The sequence below is a fragment of the Nocardioides sp. genome (assembly GCF_047607185.1).
Classification (GTDB): domain Bacteria; phylum Actinomycetota; class Actinomycetes; order Propionibacteriales; family Nocardioidaceae; genus Nocardioides.
Window position 1 is genome coordinate 1 of record NZ_JASGDQ010000112.1, and the last position, 13,955, is coordinate 13,955.

Sequence of the window (13,955 nt, forward strand, 5' to 3'; positions counted from 1 at the left end):
CCCACACAGCGGCTCGCGGCGGCGCCGAAACTCACGAGACAACCCCGGTATCGCTCGTTTCGGCGCCTTGCGCCCCACTGCGTGGGACGCCGCTCGCTACGGCCAGGACTTCTTAGACACGTTCTGAGATGATTCGCGGGTGGGCATCTCACCGAAGCTCCTCAACGAGGGCGAGACAGTCGTCATCCACACCCGTACCCACGGCAAGGCACTGGTGGTGCCGGTGCTGTGGCTGGTCGTGCTGCTGGCGATCGGCATCGCCGGCCAGATCTGGCTCGGCGGCACCCCGGCGCTGATCGTCTGGGCGCTGGTGCTGATCGCCGGGCTGTGGCTGGTCGGCTGGCGACTGCTGGAGTGGGCCACCTCGACGTACACCGTGACGACCCGCCGGCTCATCACCCGGCACGGCGTCATCACCCGGCGCGGCCACGACATCCCGCTGAGCCGGATCAGCGACGTCGCCTACGAGCTCGACATCATCGACCGGATCCTGCGCTGCGGCACGCTGATCATCAGCGACGCCTCCACCCACGGCCAGGTCGTCCTCCACGACATCCCGCACGTCGAGGAGTCGCAGCGCAAGATCAACGAACTGCTCAACAAGATCCACGACGGCGAACAGATCTAGCCCGCGATGCCCGGATTCCTGCCCGAGAACGGGCCGCGCTACACGGCCGAGGAGGTCGCCGAGCGCACCGGGGTGAGCCTGGACCAGGCCAAGAAGCTCTGGCGCTCGCTCGGCTTCGCCGAGGCCGGTAGCGAGGCGGTCTACACCGAGGCGGACGTCGCCGCCCTCTCGACCGTCACCGAGATCATGGCGACCGGTGTCATCGACTTCGACCTCGCCGTCAACCTCACCCGCGGCGTCGGCCAGACCATGGCCCGGCTCTCCGACTGGGAGACCTCCGCGCTGCTGCACCACGTCGAGCAGCTCGGCAGCCCCCTCGACAACCGCGCCTTCGTCGGCGCGGCGCACGAGTTCGCCGAGCAGTTCAACAAGCCCTTCGAAGAGCTGCTGGTCTACGCCTGGCGTCGGCACATGATCGCGGCGCTGGCCAGGCTGGAGGCCTCCCAGGCCGAGGACCACGGCACCATCCAGGTCAGCGTCGGCTTCGCCGACATCGTCTCCTTCACCGCGCTGTCCAACACCCTCTCCGAGGAGAAGATCGGCGACCTCGTCGAGATCTTCGAGTCTCGCTGCGCCGACGTGGTGACGCTGCAGCAGGGCCGGGTGATCAAGTCGCTGGGCGACTCGGTGCTCTTCGTCAACGACGACCCGATCCGCGCCTACGACACCGCCGAGGGCATCATCAACGTCATCGGCCGCGACCCCCGGATGCCGGACGTGCGCGTCGGGCTCGCCACCGGCTCGGTGGTGCTGCGGCTCGGCGACGTCTTCGGGCCGCCGGTGAACATGGCGGCCCGGCTCACCGCAGTGGCGCGCCGCAACCGCATCATCGTGGACGAGGCCACCGCGGAGCTGCTGCCGCCCGAGCAGTTCGAGGCCCGGCGGCTGCCCGCCCGCCCGGTGCGCGGCTTCGGGATCGTCGAGCCCGTCGCGGTACGACGGGGCTGAACGCTGCCGGGACCAACGTCCCCATTGGCAGGAAGATGCCAACGGCATTTGCGGGTAAACGGTTTGGAGCCCGCTGTGTGCTGCCTAGGATTTCGCCGTGATTGAGGTGCAGGAGATCCGGCTCGATCCGGCCCGCCGGCGCGCCTGGCGGGGAGACGACGAGATCAAGCTGTCGCGCAAGGAGTTCGACCTGGTCTGCAAGCTGATCAGCAACGCCGGGTCGATCGTCAGCCGCGACGAGCTGATGCGCGACGTGTGGGGCGTCAGCTTCTGGTCCTCCTCCAAGACCATCGACGTCCACCTCGGCTGGGTCCGGCGCAAGCTCGGCGACGACCCGCGCCAGCCACATCTGATCACCACCCACCGCGGCAAGGGGCTCCGTTTCGAGTTGGGCCACGTCCCGGTCGCCTGACGACGCCGATAGCCTTGGCCGGGTGAGCGCCCAAGCCCCCACTCTTGCGATCATCGGCGGCGGCCAGCTCGCTCGCATGATGGCCCAGCCCGCCATCGCGCTGGGCCTGCCGGTGCGGCTGCTCGCCGAGGCCGAGGGGGTCTCGGCGGCCCAGGTCATCGCGGACCACGTCGTCGGCGACTACCGCGACCTCGACACGCTGCGGAAGATCACCGACGGCTGCGCGGTGGTCACCTTCGACCACGAGCACGTGCCCACCGAGCATCTTCACGCGTTGGCGGAGGCCGGCGTCGCGGTCCGGCCCGGACCCGACGCGCTGGTCTACGCCCAGGACAAGGGACTGATGCGCGAGCGGCTCGCCGCACTCGGGGTGCCCTGCCCGCGCAACGCCATCGTGGCGACCGCCGAGGAGGTCGTCGAGTTCGGGCTGCCCTGCGTGCTGAAGACCACCCGAGGCGGGTACGACGGCAAGGGGGTGTGGGTGGTCCGCGCGGCTGCGGACGCCGCCGGGCCGTTCGAGGTGGCGGCGCGGACCGGGGTGCGGATCCTGGCCGAGGAGCTGGTCGACTTCCGCCGCGAGCTGTCGGCGATCGTCGCGCGCTCCCCGAGCGGTCAGGCCGCGGCGTACCCGATCGTGCAGACCACCCAGCGCGACGGCATCTGTCACGAGGTGATCGCGCCCGCGCCGGGGCTGTCCGACGCTCTGGCCGGCGAGGCGCAGTCGATCGCGCTGCGGATCGCCGGCGAGCTCGGCGTGGTCGGCATCCTCGCCGTGGAGCTGTTCGAGACCGCCGACGGACACGTCCTGGTCAACGAGCTCGCCATGCGGCCGCACAACACCGGCCACTGGACCCAGGACGGCGCCGAGACCTCGCAGTTCGAGAACCACCTGCGCGCGGTGATGGACCTGCCGCTCGGCGCGCCCACGCCGCGAGCGCCCTGGGCGGTGATGGTCAACATCCTCGGCGGCGACACCCCGGAGCCCGGCCGCCTCTACGACGGCTTCCCGCACGCCCTGGCCCGCGACCCGCACCTGCGGGTGCATCTCTACGGCAAGGAGCTGCGGCCCGGCCGCAAGGTCGGCCACGTCAACACCTACGGCGAGGACCTCGACGACTGCCTGGCGCGCGCCCGGCACGCCGCCGCCTGGTTCGCCGGCGAGCTAGGAGACGAGAGCGAATGACAACTGCCGCGCCCACGGTGGGCATCGTGATGGGCTCGGACTCGGACTGGCCGGTGATGCGGGCCGCCGCCGAGGCGCTCGCGGAGTTCGGCGTCGAGTACGAGGCCGATGTCGTCTCGGCGCACCGGATGCCGGAGGAGATGATCGACTACGGCAAGCAGGCGCACTGCCGCGGCCTGCGGGTGATCATCGCCGGGGCCGGCGGTGCCGCCCACCTGCCCGGAATGCTCGCCGCGGTGACCCCGCTGCCGGTCATCGGCGTGCCGGTGCCGCTCAAACAGCTCGACGGCCTGGACTCGCTGCTCTCCATCGTGCAGATGCCGGCGGGCGTCCCGGTCGCCACGGTGGCGATCGGCAACGCTCGCAACGCCGGCTTGCTCGCCGTACGGATCCTCGCCGCCGCCGACCTCGAGCTGCAGCAGCGGGTCGTCGACTTCCAGGGCGCGCTCAAGGCCGCGGCCCGGGCGAAGGGCGCGGCGCTCAGGGGGCAGTAGGGTCCAGACTCACTCCGCGAGCAGTCGGCGCAGCCGGGGCAGCAGCTCCTCGACGTCGCGATCGCTGCGCAGCACCACGATCTGACCGCCCGGCGTGGCCCCGCGCGGTGCGTCGCTCCACAGCCGTGGCACGAAGTCGGCCAGTGCCGCCGACAGCGCCGCCTCGGGCTCGCTGCTCTCCCCGCGCAGCCAGTCGCGCAGCACGTGGTTGTGCGCGGTGACCACCGCGTTGGCGAGCACCTCGGCCCGCAGCGGCGCGCCCGGGCCGTCGAGCCAGCCGCGCAGATGCTCGCGGAAGAGCCGCTGGTAGCGGCGCTGGCCGGCGATCTCGGCATCCCGTAGCGCCGAGACGGTGCGGGTGAGCTCGTAGCGCTCGCGGGCGACCTCGCCCTCCTCCAGGTAGTGGCGCAGCACCAGCCGCGCCGCCTCGGCGACCGCGACCGTCGCGGTGGTCCGGTCGGCGGCGGCGAGACGGGCGTCCACGGCGGCGAGCAGCGCGTCGTGGTCGGGGAAGATCACCGCCTCCTTGGCAGGGAAGAGCCGGAAGAACGTCGTACGCCCGACTCCGGCCCGCGCGGCGATCTCCTCGACGGTGGTCCGGTCGAAACCCTGCTGGGCGAAGAGCTCGAACGCCGCCTCGACGAGTCGGTCACGGGTGTTCGCCATAGCCCGATGGTACTGAGTACCATGTTGACGGAATCAAGTACCGCGCCGAGGAGTCGCCATGTCCGACCAGTACCCGCTCTACGCCCTGTCCGAGGAGCACCAGGAGATCCGTCGCGCGATCCGCGAGATCTGCGACGCCAAGATCGCTCCGCACGCCGCGGCGGTGGACGAGGAGGCGCGCTATCCGCAGGAGGCGGCCGACGCGCTGCTGGAGACCGACTTCCACGCCCCGCACGTGCCGGAGGCGTACGGCGGCGTGGGCGCGGACGCGCTGGCCACGGTCATCGTCATCGAGGAGATCGCCCGGGCCGACGTCTCGGCCTCGCTGATCCCGGCGGTCAACAAGCTCGGCTCGCTCCCGGTCCAGATCGGCGGCTCGGAGGAGCTGAAGGCGAAGTACCTCGGCGCGCTCGCCGCCGGCCAGGGCGGCTTCTCCTACTGCCTCTCCGAGCCCGACGCGGGCTCGGATGCGGCCAACCAGAAGACCCGCGCCGTCCGCGACGGCGACGGCTGGGTGCTCAACGGCACCAAGCGCTGGATCACCAACGCCGGCGTCTCGGAGTTCTACACCGTGCTCGCCATGACCGACCCGTCGCGGCGCTCCAAGGGGATCAGCGCCTTCGTCGTCGAGAAGTCCGACGAGGGCGTCTCCTTCGGTGCCCCGGAGAAGAAGCTCGGCATCAAGGGCAGCCCGACCCGCGAGGTCTACTTCGACAACGTCCGGATCCCCGCCGACCGGATCATCGGCGAGGAAGGGAAGGGCTTCGAGTACGCCATGAAGACCCTCGACCACACCCGGGTCACCATCGCCGCGCAGGCCGTCGGCGTCGCGCAGGGCGCGCTCGACTATGCGCTGGGCTATATGCAGTCAAGGAGCCAGTTCGGCAAGGCCATCGCGGAGTTCCAGGGCCTGCAGTTCATGGTCGCCGACATGGGCATGAGGCTCGAGGCCGCCCGCCAGCTCACCTACGCCGCCGCCGGCCGCTCCGAGCGCGGCGACGCGGACCTCACCTTCTTCGGCGCCGCCGCCAAGGCGTTCGCCTCCGATGTCGCCATGGAGGTCACCACCAACGCCGTCCAGCTCCTCGGCGGCTACGGCTTCACCCGCGACTACCCCGTCGAGCGGATGATGCGCGACGCCAAGATCACCCAGATCTACGAGGGCACCAACCAGGTGCAGCGCATCGTGATGGCCCGCCAGCTCCTCGCCGGCGTGCAGTCGACCCTCTGAGGGGACCCGTCCGTCGCCCCGGACGCCGTCGACACGCGTGAGCAGCGTCTCTGTGCCGACCTGCCGCCGATCGGTACCGTCGGGGGTGACATGACGAACGACCACTCCCGGCAGACCAGGCGCGGCCTCGCGGCCAAGCTGGGCATCGACTGGGTCACGACCCTCGCCGGTGCCCTGGCGGCGGTGTCGACGGCGGTGCTGCTCTCGACGCTCGGCGCCGCCGGCACGCTGATCGGCGCGGCGGTGGGCAGCATCGCGGCCACCGTCGGGACGGCGCTCTACAGCCAGTGGCTGGACCGCAGCAGGACCACCGTGCTGCGGGCGCAGGAGTTGGCGCTGCGGCGAGGCGGCCAGACCGAGGAGGAGGTCCGTCGAGCTGCCCGGCCGGAGCCGGGGGAGGAGCAGCCGGAGACCGAGCCGGACGTCGAGCAGCCGGTCTCGATCTGGCGCCGGCTTTCGTGGCGTCACCTCGCCGTGGTCTCGGCGGTGACCTTCGTGCTGGTGCTCGCCGTGGTGACCACGACCGAGCTGATCTCGGGCCGCACCGTCGCCTCCCTGGTCGGCGGCAGCGACGACGACGGCGGTACGACGATCTCCCACCTGACCGGCAACGACGGCACGAAGCGCGAGGACGGCGGCGACCAGGAGACGCCCTCCTCGACCGCGACCCCGACGACATCGCAGTCGCCGACAGCGACCTCGACGGCCACCGCGGACGCCACTGCGACGCCGACCGAGACGACCGCGACGAGCGAGACGACCGAGACCACCGAGCCCGCGACCACAGCGAGTGCGTCGGCTGGCGCCACGGCCTCGGAGCAGCCCACCTCGACGTCCCCGGCCTCGAGCGGCAGCCCGACCGCCGAGGCCACGCCGACCCAGTCGGCAACCCCAGCCGCTACCGGATAGACCCCTCGACGCCGACCGATCGGCTGATGGGCACGACGGCGCGGCTGTGCCACACTTCGGTGCACTCGACCCCAACGAGTCCTCGGGAGTGCCATGGCCATCACGCGTCGCCTCGCGCTCGCCTCGACGGCGGCAGTTGCGCTCCTCAGCGCACCCGGCCGGGCCGCCGCGGCGTCGTACGCGCCCGGGTCCTATCCCGCGACCTCGGTGCTGCCCGAGGACCAGCGGCATCTGGTCGGCCGGTTCAGCTATGGCCTCACCCCGGCGCTACGGGACGAGGTCGTCGCGGCCGGTACGGCGCGGACCTGGTTCGAGGAGCAGCTCGCCATGCCGGCGACCAGCGAGCTCGACGGCTGGTGGCCGGATCTCGCCCTGACCGCGGAGCAGATCTGGCAGCGCTCCGCCACCGGCGTCCGCGAGGGCTGGCAGGTGATGGCCGACTACGGCCGCCGGCTGCTGGCACGCCGGATCACCACCCAGGCACAGCTGCGCGAGGTGCTGACCGAGTTCTGGGAGAACCACTTCCACATCCCCACCACCGGCGACGCGCAATTCCCGCACCGGGTGGCCTACGGCGATCTGATCCACACCCTGGCGCTCGGCAGCTTCACCGAGCTGCTGCAGGGCGTCGTCACCCACCCGGCGATGACGATCTACCTCAGCGGCTACGACTCCACCAAGGCCCACCCCAACGAGAACCTCGGCCGCGAGGTGCTCGAGCTGCACACCGTGGGCGTCGGCAACTTCACCGAGGACGACGTCAAGAACGCCGCCCGGATCCTGACCGGCTTCCACGTCGACATGTGGCAGACCTTCACGCCGTCGTACCAGCCGCAGGACCACTGGACCGGACCCGTGAGCGTGCTCGGCTTCAGCTCGGCCAACGCCGAGGCCGACGGCCGCCCGGTGGTGACCGCACTGCTGGACTACCTCGCCCACCACGAGCTCACCGCGACCCGGATCGCCCGCAAGCTGGCGACCTACTTCGTCAGCGACGACCCGCCGGCGTCGCTGGTCGCCCGGCTCGAGCAGGCCTATCTCGCCGGCGACACCGCCATCGCGCCGGTGCTGCGCGAGCTCGTCGACTCCGAGGAGTTCCGGGACAGCGTCGACGCCAAGCTGCGTACGCCGGGCGAGGACCTGGTGGCGACCTACCGACTGCGCGTCGCGGAGCTCGCCCAGCCGGCCAGCAGCGACTCGGCCGCCAACGTGATCCTCTGGCAGGCCAGCGGGCTCGGCCAGCAGCCGATGGTGTGGCCCCGCCCCGACGGCGCACCGCTGACCGCGGCCACCTGGGCCTCGCCCTCGCGGGCGCTCGCCTCGCTCAATCTCCACGCGAACATGGCCGGCGGCTGGTGGCCCACCGAGGACATCACCTATCATCCGCCGGCCGACTGGACGCCGACGCTGCCGATCGCCTTCCGTGACCTGGTCGACCACCTCGCCCGGCTGCTGCACCACCGGCCCTCCACCGCCTCGGTGCTCGAGGGCGCCTGCCTGGCCACCGGCACGTCGCCCGACACCACGGTGACCTCCGGCTCGGACCTGTTCACCTGGCGCGCGCCCCAACTGCTGGCGGCGCTGCTCGACCACCCCACGTGGTACCGCCGATGAACGGCTGCGAGGAGTTCGCCGCGCTGGCGACCAGCCGCCGCGGGCTGATCCGGGGCCTGGTCGCCGGCGGTCTCGCGACCACTGTCGGCACCGCCGTGGTGACCGCCGGGCCGGCGTCGGCCGCCCCGGCGCCCGCCGTCCTGGTCGTGCTGTCGCTGCGCGGCGCCATGGACGGGCTCTCGCTCGTCGTCCCGCACGGCGACCCGGTCTACTACCAGGGCAGGCCCGGCATCGCGATCCCGCGCGAGTCGCTGCTCGCCGCCGACTCCTTCTTCGGGCTCCATCCCGCGATGGCGCCGCTGCTGGGGATGTGGCAGGCCGGTGAGGTCGCGGCGATCCACGCTACCGGCATGGCGGTGCCCAACCGCTCCCACTTCGAGGCGATGGAGCTGGTCGAGGACGCCGCCCCCGGCTCCGAGATCCGCTCCGGCTGGCTCAACCGGCTCGTCGGGCTCACCTCGACCGGCGACCCGCTCCAAGGGCTCGCGGTCGGCACCAGCCCGCCGACTTCGCTGTCGGGTGGCGCCCCGGTCATGTCGATCAGCGACCTCTCCACCGCGAAGCTCCCCGGCGAGTCGGCCAACGACTCGGCCCGGCCCCGGCGTACCTCCCTGGACGCCATGTGGGCGGGGGAGAGCACGCCGATGGCGACGGGGATGCGGGCCGCCCTCGCCAGCGTCGACCGGCTCGCCGCCGCCCAGGCCCAGGACGACCATGTGGCCAGCTACCCCGACACCGACCTCGGCCGGGCACTCTCCTCGGTCGCCCGGACCCTGCGTGCCGACCTCGGCGTCCAGGTCGTCACCGTCGACCAGGGCGACTGGGACATGCACACCGACCTGGGCACCCTGCAGTGGGGCCGGATGCGGAGCAACGCCGACGAGCTCGCCACGGCGCTGGCGGCCTTCTTCGCCGACCTCGGGCCGGTGCGTCCGAAGGTCACCCTGGTGGCGCTCAGCGAGTTCGGCCGGCGCGTGGTCGAGAACTCCGGCTACGGCCTCGACCACGGTTGGGGCAATGTGATGTTCGCGATGGGCGCCGGCGTGCGCGGCGGCTACTACGCGACGTGGACGCCGCTGCAGGACACCCTCGACGCCGACCTGACGGTGACCACCGACTACCGCGACGTGCTCGCCGAGGTGGTGGCGACCCGGCTCCCGGAGACCTCGCTCACGGCCGTCTTCCCGGGCTTCGCCCGCACCCCGATCGGCTTCATGACGACCACGACCGACGCCGGCGGGACGACCCCGGCGGCCTCGACCGGCCAGCCGGCCGAGCCGGTCGTCCGGCTGCGACTGACCAAGCTCAGGCACGGCAGGGCGAAGGCCAGGATCCGGGTGGTCGAGCAGGGCGCCGCCGTACGTCGTGCCAGGGTCGTGGTGCGCTGCGGGAAGCAGCGCGTCAAGGTCCGGCTGCGGCCCAAGGACAACGGCACGGTGACGGTCCGGCTCACCGGCCTGGAGCACGGGAGCAGGGTGCGAGTGGTGGTCAAGGCGCCGAACGGACGACTGATCGGCCGCGCCACCGCCGTCGTCAGCTGAGGCACCGGGTGCTTGCGCGCGTCCAGCCGCCGGCCTTGACCAGCTCGCCGCCGAGCCTGTGAGTCGGCCTCAGTGCTTTGGTTGGCTCGCGGGATCCGGGGGATGATCGCAGGCATGATGCCGCGCGGCCTGCTAGGGAGGTGCTGGTCAATGGCGCGCGCGCAGCAGGCGGGATTGAGCAGCACTTCCCTAGGAGCTCTCCTGCTCGCGCTGCTCGGCACGGCCTGGCTGGCGGCACCGGCGCATGCGCACCCCTCGGCTTGGTCGACGGTGCTGATCGACGAATCCGGCGGCCGGGTGAGTCTGTCCGCGCAGATCCCGATCGACGAGTACGAGGCGGCCACCGGCACCGAGATCGACCGGAGCGACGCAGGCGTCGCCGCAGTGGCGGCCAGCGTCGCCTCGTACGTCGGCGAGCGGGTCTCCCTCACTGTCGGCGATGACCCGGTGCCGCTGTCGGTGGTCGACGTCGGCCTCGGCGAGCTGGCGGACCAGGACGCTCACGCCTCGATCGACGTGGCGCTGACCGGGACGATGGCCTCCGCCGAGCTGACGTCGTTCGAGCTGACCTGGGGAGCGGTGGTCCACGACGTGCCCAGCCACAAGGTCTACGTCTCGCTGGCGGGCGAGGGCGAGAACCAACTGCTCGACGTGGTCACCGACGCCGATCCGACGATCGAGGTCGGTGACCGACCCGCCGACATCTCGTTCTCGCACATGGTCCGGGTCGGCGTCGACCACATCGCCACGGGCTACGACCATCTGCTCTTCCTGCTCATGCTCCTGCTGCCGGCCCCGGCGCTGGCGCGTCGTGGTCGTACCGGCGGGCGTGCGGTCGGTGCGGCGCTGGGCCGGGTGGCCTTGGTGGCCACCGCCTTCACCGTCGGTCACTCGCTGTCGTTGGCGCTGGTCTCCTTCGGGCTGGTCTCCTTCCCGGCCCGGCCGGTCGAGACCCTGGTCGCCGCCTCGATCCTGGTGGCGGCCGTCCACGCGGTACGTCCGCTGGTCAATCGCGGCGAGGTATGGATCGCCGGCGGCTTCGGGCTGGTCCACGGCACCGCCTTCGCGACCACCGTGCTGGAACTCCACCTCTCGACCGCCGACACCGCCCGGGCGGTGCTCGCCTTCAATGTGGGCATCGAGCTGGCCCAACTGGTCGCCATCGTGGCCGTCGTACCGCTGCTGGTGCTGGCCGCCGCGAGCTCCGACTACCGCTATCTGGTCGGCACGGTGGCCGTGCTCGGCGCGCTCGCGGCACTGGACTGGATCGTGGCGATCTGGCGGGTCTCCACTCCCGTGCTGGATCCGGTCTACCAGGCCATCGGTGCCCAACCGCTGCTTGCCTGGGGTGGGCTGGCCCTGGTGACCGGGGCGATGTGGCTCGCGCGGGGAGCCGCGGGCCGCAACCAGGAGGCCGACTCCTCAGAGGTCCGTGACTCTCGCGTCAACGTGTGAACAGGCGGCACCCGAAGCATCCCGCGGGTATTCACAGGTTCGGACGCTTGTGGGTCACAGGATCGACTCCTAGCTTGCGGTGCGTGACTAGACCGCTGGCCAGAGCTCTGCCCGTCCTCGCTTCCGCCGTCGTCTTGGGAGTGACGGCAGTCGCGGCGTTCGCTGCCACCGGCACCACAGCGACCACGTCCGCGTCGGCCAGCACCACGACCGCGGCCGTGGTGAGCGCCGCGGAGGCGTTCTTGGACACGCTGACGACGAGTCAGCAGGAAACGGTGCTCTACGACTATTCCTCCTCCGAGCGGTCGGCGTGGTCGAACCTGCCGGTGGGCTCGGGGCGCAACGGGATCAAGCTGGGCGATCTGAGCACGACCCAGCAGGCCGCGGCGATGGCGGTGGTCGACGCGATGTTGAGCGAGCAGGGCCAGAGCCAGGTCGACCAGATCATGACCGCCGACAGCTACCTGAGCTCTTCTGGTGGTGGCACCGGCTACGGCAGCGGCCTGTACTACCTGGCCCTCTTCGGCACCCCGACCGCCACCGGCCAGTTCGGGGTGCAGTTCGGGGGACACCACTTGGCGATCAACGCCGACTTCAACGACGGCAACGCCGCCATCACCCCCGACTTCGTCGGCGTCGAGCCGCAGACCTGGACTGCCGACGGCACCACCTACACCCCGATGAACGGGGAGAAGACGGCCGTCTTCGCGGTGTTGGACAGTCTCTCGACCACCGAGCAGAGCGCGGCCAAGATCTCGGGCACCTTCACCGACGTCGTCAAGGGCGCCGGCACCGACGCCCAGGACTACCCCACCGACCAGGGGATCCTGGTCAGTTCCCTGAGCGATGACCAGCAGGCGCTGGTCACCACCGCCATCGAGCAGTGGGTCGGCGACTTCACCGACGAGATCTCCGAGGACTACCTGGCCGCTTACGAGGCCGACTACGACCAGACCTACCTCGGCTGGGGCAACACCACCAGCTCCACCGGCACCGGCACCGGCACCACCAGCGGCACCTACTTCCGCATCTCCGGTCCCGCGGTGTGGATCGAATACGTCCACCAAGCCGGTGTCGTCCTCTCCGGACTCCACATCCACACCATCTTCCGGGACAAGACCTCCGACTACACCGCCACCAGCACGACCACGAGCGTGTCGACCACGGACGTGTCGACCACGGACGTGCCGACCACGGACACCTCCACCGACTCCGTCACCCAGACCAGCACGACCACCGCATCGCTGAAGAAGAAGCGCCTCCAGCGTGGCCGCCACGCCGTCGTACGGATCCAGGTGACCTCCGCGGTGGCCGCCGGTCGGGTGCAGGTCCTGGTCGACGGCGACGTGGTCCGCACCCGGCAGCTCACGGCCGCGCGGGCGGGGCAGACCTGGGCGGTGCGGCTGCCCAAGCTCGCCGTCGGCCGGCACCGGGTGCGGGTCGTCTACGAGGGCACCACCGGCGTCACCGGCTCGGCCTCCTCGGTGCTGCGGCTTCGCGTGATCCGCTGAGGCGGTCAGGCGGTGCGCTGCCGGCGGATCCGGTCCGACAGCATGGATCTGAGCAGCCGCAGCACGCCGCGCAGGTCGGCGAGTGCGGTCGGCACGATCTCGACGCGGGAGTCGGGATCGTCGATCCAGTCGACCGGTACCTCGTGGATCCGCAGCCCGGCGCGCTCGGCCAGCACCAGCAGTTCGGTGTCGAAGAACCACTCCTCGTCACGCACCAGCGGCAGCAGCCGCGCCGCGACGTCGGTGCGGAGCGCCTTGAAGCCACACTGGGCGTCGCTGAACGAGACGCCCAGCAGCAGGCGCAGCAGCAGGTTGTAGCACCGCGAGACCAGCTCGCGCTTGGTGCCGCGCACTACCCGGCTCCCAGTGGCCAGCCGGCTGCCGATGGCGACCTCGGAGTGACCGCTCAGCAGCGGCGCGACCAGCGGCCAGATGGCCCGCAGGTCGGTGGAGAGGTCCACGTCCATATAGCCGACCACGCTGGCGCTCGACCTGCTCCAGGCCGCCCGCAGCGCCCGTCCCCGGCCCTTCTCCTCGAGACGGATGACGTCGACGCTGTCGAACTCCTCGCTCAACCGTTGCGCGATCGCCCACGTGCCGTCGGTGCTGGCGTTGTCGGCGATGGTGATGCGGTAACGCCCGGCCAGCTCGGCGCGCAGGTAGTCGTCGAGGCGGCGTACCGAACGGTCCAGGTCGCGCTCCTCGTTGTAGACCGGAATGACGAACTCGACCGTGCCCAGCAAGGTGGCGCCGAGCCTGGTCGGCCGGGGAAGGCCGAGCGCAGTCATGCGCTGACCCCGCTCTGACTCGTCGTCGAGGTGCCGAGGGGACTGGACAGGTCGTAGACCGTGGTGCCGCCCACCTCCGTGGAGCTGAAGTTGGCCGCCACCCACTGCTCGATCTGCGAGGTGGTGCTCTCGCCGCTGCCCGGCTGGCCGCCGAGGCCACCGCCGATGAAGTAGTGGATCTCGCCGTTGTCGACGTAGTCCTGGAACTGCGCCAGCGTCGGGTAGGACACCGTCCCGTTGAAGCCGCCGACCGCCATCACCGCGTGCCCCGAGGCGAGCTGGTAGCTCGCCGCGCTCTGGGAGCGCGCCGTCGCGGCCACCCAGCGGTAGCCCTCGGCACCGGTGTCGAGCAGCGAGGTCATTTCCGCGGAGACCTGCTCGCCGTTGATCAGGCTGTTGCCGCCACCGCCACCGCCACCGCCACCGCCACCGCCACCGCCACCGCCGCGACCGCCGCCTGGCGTGCCGCCGCCGGGCTGGCCACCGGTTTGTCCGCCGGTTTGGCCGCCGGGCTGGCCTCCGCCGGTTTGTCCGCCGGGCTGGCCTCCGCCGGTTTGTCCGCCGGGCTGGCCTCC

15 protein-coding genes are annotated in these 13,955 nt (G+C 71.4%); 11 read left to right on the top strand and 4 right to left on the bottom strand.

The genetic code is table 11. The features are described from left to right. The first annotated feature begins 139 nt into the window (after positions 1–139). From QM595_RS12685 to purE, 5 genes are all read left to right on the top strand, one after another. Positions 140–628 carry a PH domain-containing protein gene (locus QM595_RS12685; RefSeq protein WP_415171922.1) on the top strand — a complete coding sequence of 163 codons (489 nt, stop codon included), beginning with the start codon at positions 140–142 and terminating at the stop codon, positions 626–628. 6 nt (positions 629–634) lie between these two features. Next, positions 635–1,576, top strand: coding sequence for an adenylate/guanylate cyclase domain-containing protein (locus QM595_RS12690; protein ID WP_415171923.1), 942 nt, complete (start codon positions 635–637; stop codon positions 1,574–1,576). Between the two features lie 97 nt (positions 1,577–1,673). Next, positions 1,674–1,988, top strand: coding sequence for a winged helix-turn-helix domain-containing protein (locus QM595_RS12695; RefSeq protein ID WP_415171924.1), 315 nt, complete (start codon positions 1,674–1,676; stop codon positions 1,986–1,988). Positions 1,989–2,010: 22 nt separating this feature from the next. Further along, positions 2,011–3,171: a 5-(carboxyamino)imidazole ribonucleotide synthase gene (locus tag QM595_RS12700; protein WP_415171925.1), complete on the top strand. Its 1,161-nt coding sequence runs from the start codon at positions 2,011–2,013 to the stop codon at positions 3,169–3,171. Beyond that, positions 3,168–3,665: a 5-(carboxyamino)imidazole ribonucleotide mutase gene (gene purE / locus QM595_RS12705; protein WP_415171926.1), complete on the top strand. Its 498-nt coding sequence runs from the start codon at positions 3,168–3,170 to the stop codon at positions 3,663–3,665. The genes QM595_RS12700 and purE overlap by 4 nt, the downstream gene beginning before the upstream one ends. A gap of 9 nt (positions 3,666–3,674) precedes the next feature. On the opposite strand, the gene QM595_RS12710 is transcribed toward purE, so the two are convergent. Beyond that, entirely contained in the window at positions 3,675–4,331 is a 657-nt protein-coding gene (locus QM595_RS12710; protein ID WP_415171927.1) for a TetR family transcriptional regulator, read from the bottom strand. Between the two features lie 58 nt (positions 4,332–4,389). Here QM595_RS12710 and QM595_RS12715 point away from each other — a divergent pair, with 58 nt between their 5' ends. The 6 genes from QM595_RS12715 to QM595_RS12740 all read left to right on the top strand — a co-directional run bounded on the left by QM595_RS12715 (position 4,390) and on the right by QM595_RS12740 (position 12,592). Then, a complete protein-coding gene (locus tag QM595_RS12715) occupies positions 4,390–5,562 on the top strand; it encodes an acyl-CoA dehydrogenase family protein (RefSeq protein ID WP_415171928.1) in 1,173 nt (390 codons plus the stop codon). A 90-nt stretch (positions 5,563–5,652) separates the two neighbouring features. Beyond that, a complete protein-coding gene (locus QM595_RS12720) occupies positions 5,653–6,471 on the top strand; it encodes a hypothetical protein (RefSeq protein ID WP_415171929.1) in 819 nt (272 codons plus the stop codon). Positions 6,472–6,564: 93 nt separating this feature from the next. Further along, complete coding sequence (locus QM595_RS12725) at positions 6,565–8,085, top strand: DUF1800 domain-containing protein (RefSeq protein ID WP_415171930.1); 1,521 nt, start codon at positions 6,565–6,567, stop codon at positions 8,083–8,085. Continuing rightward, on the top strand, positions 8,082–9,626 hold the full coding sequence (locus tag QM595_RS12730; RefSeq protein WP_415171931.1) for a DUF1501 domain-containing protein: 1,545 nt from the start codon (positions 8,082–8,084) through the stop codon (positions 9,624–9,626). The genes QM595_RS12725 and QM595_RS12730 overlap by 4 nt, the downstream gene beginning before the upstream one ends. Positions 9,627–9,800: 174 nt before the next feature. Next, entirely contained in the window at positions 9,801–11,081 is a 1,281-nt protein-coding gene (locus QM595_RS12735; RefSeq protein ID WP_415171932.1) for a HupE/UreJ family protein, read from the top strand. An 83-nt stretch (positions 11,082–11,164) separates the two neighbouring features. Next, entirely contained in the window at positions 11,165–12,592 is a 1,428-nt protein-coding gene (locus tag QM595_RS12740; RefSeq protein WP_415171933.1) for a DUF3500 domain-containing protein, read from the top strand. Between the two features lie 5 nt (positions 12,593–12,597). On the opposite strand, the gene QM595_RS12745 is transcribed toward QM595_RS12740, so the two are convergent. From QM595_RS12745 to QM595_RS12755, 3 genes are all read right to left on the bottom strand, one after another. Further along, entirely contained in the window at positions 12,598–13,380 is a 783-nt protein-coding gene (locus tag QM595_RS12745; protein ID WP_415171934.1) for a dolichyl-phosphate beta-glucosyltransferase, read from the bottom strand. Beyond that, positions 13,377–13,742, bottom strand: coding sequence for a hypothetical protein (locus QM595_RS12750; RefSeq protein WP_415171935.1), 366 nt, complete (start codon positions 13,740–13,742; stop codon positions 13,377–13,379). The genes QM595_RS12745 and QM595_RS12750 overlap by 4 nt, the downstream gene beginning before the upstream one ends. A 26-nt stretch (positions 13,743–13,768) precedes the next feature. After that, positions 13,769–13,955: hypothetical protein (locus QM595_RS12755; RefSeq protein WP_415171936.1), on the bottom strand; the 187-nt coding region annotated here is incomplete at its 5' end.

What these genes read in the sequence shown, in the direction of transcription:
- QM595_RS12690 (WP_415171923.1), top strand. Translation starts at nt 635, where the DNA reads ATGCCCGGATTCCTGCCCGAGAACGGGCCGCGCTACACGGCCGAGGAG.
- purE (WP_415171926.1), top strand. Translation starts at nt 3,168, where the DNA reads ATGACAACTGCCGCGCCCACGGTGGGCATCGTGATGGGCTCGGACTCG.
- QM595_RS12710 (WP_415171927.1), bottom strand. Translation starts at nt 4,331, where the DNA reads ATGGCGAACACCCGTGACCGACTCGTCGAGGCGGCGTTCGAGCTCTTC.
- QM595_RS12715 (WP_415171928.1), top strand. Translation starts at nt 4,390, where the DNA reads ATGTCCGACCAGTACCCGCTCTACGCCCTGTCCGAGGAGCACCAGGAG.
- QM595_RS12720 (WP_415171929.1), top strand. Translation starts at nt 5,653, where the DNA reads ATGACGAACGACCACTCCCGGCAGACCAGGCGCGGCCTCGCGGCCAAG.
- QM595_RS12725 (WP_415171930.1), top strand. Translation starts at nt 6,565, where the DNA reads ATGGCCATCACGCGTCGCCTCGCGCTCGCCTCGACGGCGGCAGTTGCG.
- QM595_RS12730 (WP_415171931.1), top strand. Translation starts at nt 8,082, where the DNA reads ATGAACGGCTGCGAGGAGTTCGCCGCGCTGGCGACCAGCCGCCGCGGG.
- QM595_RS12745 (WP_415171934.1), bottom strand. Translation starts at nt 13,380, where the DNA reads ATGACTGCGCTCGGCCTTCCCCGGCCGACCAGGCTCGGCGCCACCTTG.
- QM595_RS12750 (WP_415171935.1), bottom strand. Translation starts at nt 13,742, where the DNA reads ATGACCTCGCTGCTCGACACCGGTGCCGAGGGCTACCGCTGGGTGGCC.